Source organism: Bacteroidales bacterium (assembly GCA_014860585.1).
Lineage (GTDB): Bacteria > Bacteroidota > Bacteroidia > Bacteroidales > 4484-276 > RZYY01.
The window spans coordinates 1-4461 of record JACZJL010000050.1 but is presented as its reverse complement, the minus strand read 5'-3'; the positions used below and the strand labels follow the sequence as shown (position 1 = coordinate 4461).

3 protein-coding genes are annotated in these 4461 nt (G+C 46.1%); all 3 read right to left on the bottom strand.

Going from position 1 to position 4461, the window contains the following annotated elements:
- Positions 1 to 143: 143 nt before the first annotated feature.
- Positions 144 to 1733, bottom strand: a complete 1590-nt coding sequence (locus IH598_05870) for an alpha-L-fucosidase (protein MBE0638025.1) — start codon at positions 1731 to 1733, stop codon at positions 144 to 146.
- A gap of 16 nt (positions 1734 to 1749) precedes the next feature.
- A complete protein-coding gene (locus IH598_05865; protein MBE0638024.1) occupies positions 1750 to 2625 on the bottom strand; it encodes a virulence RhuM family protein in 876 nt (291 codons plus the stop codon).
- 5 nt (positions 2626 to 2630) lie between these two features.
- Positions 2631 to 4461: hypothetical protein (locus IH598_05860; protein MBE0638023.1), on the bottom strand; the 1831-nt coding region annotated here is incomplete at its 5' end.

The following is a 4461-nucleotide window of genomic DNA, read 5'->3' as shown; positions in this document are numbered from 1 at the left end:
GAAGATTTGTCGCTGGTTAAAGAATTTGAGTTTGCCTATTTCGAAAAAATTAAGTCATGAAAATGGAAGATTAATTTTTGCAAGCTTATACCCTGCAATTTAAATCGAAGTCTTCCGGCAGCGGAGAGCCTATGCTAAGGGTTTCAATTCCCTTGTGAGATTTTTACCCCAACCCGAAACACCATCGCTGGTCTATTAGCCAAATCATTCTTAATTGAATTTGAGATTTTGATGCTGCAAACACCATCTTTCTTTAGAACCTGCAATTTCCCTTTGTGGCCAAGCAGTTGGATATCGGCGCTTTCACCGGCAAACCCTGCGGGTAATTGGATGGTGTCGGGGAGGTCTGTATCTTCTGCTTTGAGGAAGATGGCGTATTTTGTTTTCCCATCTTTCGACCGGGTAAAACAAAAATCTCCTGTCTGGTTGGGCGCCAGCGGCTTTGTGTTGTAAATCGCTTCTCCGTTTACCTCCATCCATTTTCCAATTTCAGCCAGCCGCTCGTAAACCACAGGAGGAAGCTCTCCGGTTTTGTCAGGTCCAATGCCAAGAAGGAAGTTACCGCCTTTTGCCACTATTTTCACCAACGTGTGGATAGCCCACGTTGCTGATTTGTAGTTTTCGTTTGGCCCGGTATGATACCAACTGTTGCCAAGGGTAATGCAACTTTCCCACGGATAATCGGGCATCACGTCTGGAATTTGCTGCTCGGGGGTGCGGTAGTTTTCAAACTCGCCGTGCACGGTGCGGTCAACGATGAGGAGGCCGGGCTGCAGTTCACGGGCTCTTTTGGCAATAGCCGGCATATTCACATCCTGAATCCACTGGTTTTTGCCGAGCCAGGGGCGGGTTTCTTCGGTGAGTGTGCCTTCGGGCCGCACCCAGCCGCCATCCAGCCAGAGAATATCCACTTTGCCATAGTCGCTCATCAATTCTTTGATCTGATTAAAAGTGAACTCCTGAAATCGTTTCCATCGGTCGGGATACTTTTTGGGATCGTAGTTCACATTGCGGTCGAATACCGGGAAGTAAGGCCACCAGTAGTCGTCGTTGTGCCAGTCGGGCTTGCTGAAATAAGCGCCAATGGCCATTTCTTTTTCCCGAAAAGCTGTAAAAACCTCATCCACAATATTGCTTTTGGGGTTGTTGGAAAAAATGCTTTCGCTTCCGGTGATTTTGTAATCGGTGTATTTTGAATCAAACATGCAAAAGCCGTCATGATGTTTAGTGGTGAAAACGACATACTTCATTCCTGCATCGGCGCAGGCTGCAGCCCACTTTTGCGGGTCAAAACCGGTGGGATTGAATGTGTGCCTGATCTTCTCGTACTCCTTTAAATAAGTGTAATAATCGCGGGAATAAGGACCGCGCCGCTCACACCAGGGTTCGTCTTCGGGGCAGAGGCTCCAGCTTTCCACAATGCCCCACTCGCTGTATGGCCCCCAGTGGATAATTACCCCGAATTTCCAATCCTGCCACTCGTGCAATTTTGCGCTCACCGCTGTGTCAGACGGCCAGGCATAAGGGAAACCTTCACCATCCGTCTGTGGATCAAAATTTATTTCATCATTTACGCTCACATTCACATCAAAACTTTCAGTCCCCGGTTTGGCATCTGCAAACCACTGCCCTTTTCCACGGATATCATCCGTACCAATTTTTTGCTGTGCCAGTAACGAAAAGTTGAATAGCAGGAGTAAAGTGATGGGAAACAATGTAAGTTGATGGTTCATGGCTAATTGTGTTTAATTAATTTTTCAGTCGTGTGAGTAAATCCCTGGCGTTCATTTCCATTTTAGAAAATGCAAACCACTTTTTCCCCAAATCTTTCAGCGATGCTCCAATGTGAAACACCATCTTCCGGTCAATGATCAGGAAACGGTCGTGGGATTTGGTAAACGTTTCAACATTGATGGCGGGGTATTGCTCATTGTGCTTTTTCAAATCCAGCTCGAATTGGCGGGTCAATTTTGAAGTGTAGATGGTGGCGGTTACACCTTCATTTCTTTTCGACAGCAGTGACAAAACGCTCTCATCCACATAATTGTCAATCAGCACAACCGATTTTTTGGCTGACTTTATCAAATCCGATACAAACACGTAAGCATCAAACACCTGCCCGTCGAAAAATATCCCTTCGTTTGGCGGCAGTCCGGTTTTGATTTGTAAATCAAACTCTTCTACTTTTCCTTTGAGATTAAGAACTTCATCCTTAATAAAATGAACATCTTTCTCGATCCGTTCGAAGCGCTGGTTAATGGTATACCCTTTCAAAAGGTAGTCTTTCAGCACTTTATTTGCCCAAATTCGGAATTGCGTTCCACGAATTGAATTCACTCTGTACCCCACGGAAATGATGACATCGAGATTGTAATGAGTGATGTCGCGGGAGACCTTTCTTTTTCCTTCTATTTGAACTGTTCGGAAATCCCGAACAGTTGCCTGCTTGTCTAATTCGCCTGATTGAAAAATATGTTTGATATGTTCGCTAATGTTTGGCTTGCTACTGTCAAAAAGTATGACTATTTGAGCCTGCGTAAGCCATATGGTTTCTTCATCCAGCCTAACCTCAAGCCTGGTGGATTGCTCGTCAGTTTGGTAAATTATGATTTCGCTTTTCATCATCTTAACTATTTGAATTGCACTTTCAGGCTTTCACCACTATTAATCAATCTGCTGACGATAACATTCCCGGCGCTGATTACCTTCACTCTGATCCTGTTACCTTCGCGGTTTACTTCAAGATCAAATAATTGCTGAAAACCATGTATATTAATTAGTTTCATCTGATCCCAATCATCAGGTAACTGAGGGGTTAAGGTGAAGCCATTAAGTGAAACCGGCCGGATACCAAACAGCCCTTCGGTGAAAATCCGGCAGTACAGCCCGCTCTCAGCAGACAAATGACGCTGGTTGCCTTCGGGGAACGCTTCAACAGGATAAGGGACATGGTCGCCAAGCAGCCGACGGTTAGAATAATATTTCAGAAACTCAATCCCTCTGTGGGTGTCGCCGGCTGCAAAAACTCCTCTCAATGCATAAAGCGTTGCCCTGTCCCAAAACGTTTTATCTCCCGAAACGGAAGCCAGTCCGTCATCAGTCCATAAATCAGGAGAAAACAGGGCATCAATTGTACCCTCTTTCCGGTCAAAAATCCCGACAGTTAACGGGATGCAAATCCATGCTCTCAGCACATCATTTCCATCGTAATAGCGGTAGGTGTCATAACCCATCATTTGGGCGCCGAAGTACTTCTCGATATTCCTTTTCAGCGTTTTTGCCTGTTCACGGTACTCACTAATTTGTTTACGGTTTTTCCCCAGATCTTCAGCAAGGTAAGCTGCAGAAATCAGGGCGTCGTAGTAAAGTGATGAAGTCGTAAGATTGGCGCTGCCTGCCGGGAATCTCCCCTCGAGTTCGTCGGAATCGGAGTTGACAACGCCCGATGGGTTCAGTTTGCGCCTGTTGAATTCGAGCGTCCATTCGATAAGCGGCCAGAGTTCATCAGCGATTTTCCGATCTCCCAGAGAGAGCGCAAAACGGGTGGCGCCGTAAGCTATCATTGCTCCATCGCCGCGATCGCCGGCGCCATGCCAGATGTCAATTCCCTCGGCAATGATGGAACTGGGGATGGATTTGTAATCAGCATTCATAAACCGGGCAAAATGGCGAAATGAATTCAGGGCCGATTCGATGCCATAATCATATCCCAAAAATGGGAAAAATGGGTTGATGTATTCGGCCTGGTCGTTAGCCCAAATGGCGGCGTAATATCTTAACCCTCCCGGCCCGTGCATCGGGCCGCCTTTGGTTTGGTAAATGCTTTCGGCTGCACGGATTTTGGCAAAGGCAAACATCCGGTTCAGGATAGGGTCGGGAGTTTCGAGGATGAGGTTAGTGGCCAACAAATCAAGAAAGGATTCTCTTTTGGAAAGTTCATTTTCAATATTAATCTCCGGAAAATTTTCACCTTTTTTTTGCCCTAAAAAGAACAAATAGTAGTTGATCATCTCACCTGGTTCAAGCCTGTAAGCCCCATGACCCATTGATTTAGCAATGAGCGAATAACTTCCTTCAACCCCCTGATCATCAAGTGTCCGGATTACATTGTTGATTTCCGGCAGGTCAATGACCACGGCCTTATCGCGATGGTTGGTCAGTTCATATTTTTCACAAAAAACAGGTAAATCGGTCGAGGGAAAAATCACCCGCCGGAGGTGAATGTCTGTATCCAAACGACTATTTACCGTGATTTTTCCATCAAGGCTGAAATCGGTCACTTTTTCCTGCTTCACAGCCCAGCCATTAATAGAAATCAGGGTGATCGGGTCGAGCCTGAAAGAGCGGATCAAACTGGCGTGGGTATTATTGGGGATAGTGCGCAGCATTGGCCAGACGATGTCGCGGCTGATAGAATAGGATTGATCGGCATTCACACCATACCGAACCACTGCCGAAATA

Bases quoted from the DNA above. Each gene is read 5' to 3' on its own strand.
- IH598_05865 (MBE0638024.1), bottom strand. From the start codon at position 2,625: ATGATGAAAAGCGAAATCATAATTTACCAAACTGACGAGCAATCCACC.
- IH598_05870 (MBE0638025.1), bottom strand. From the start codon at position 1,733: ATGAACCATCAACTTACATTGTTTCCCATCACTTTACTCCTGCTATTC.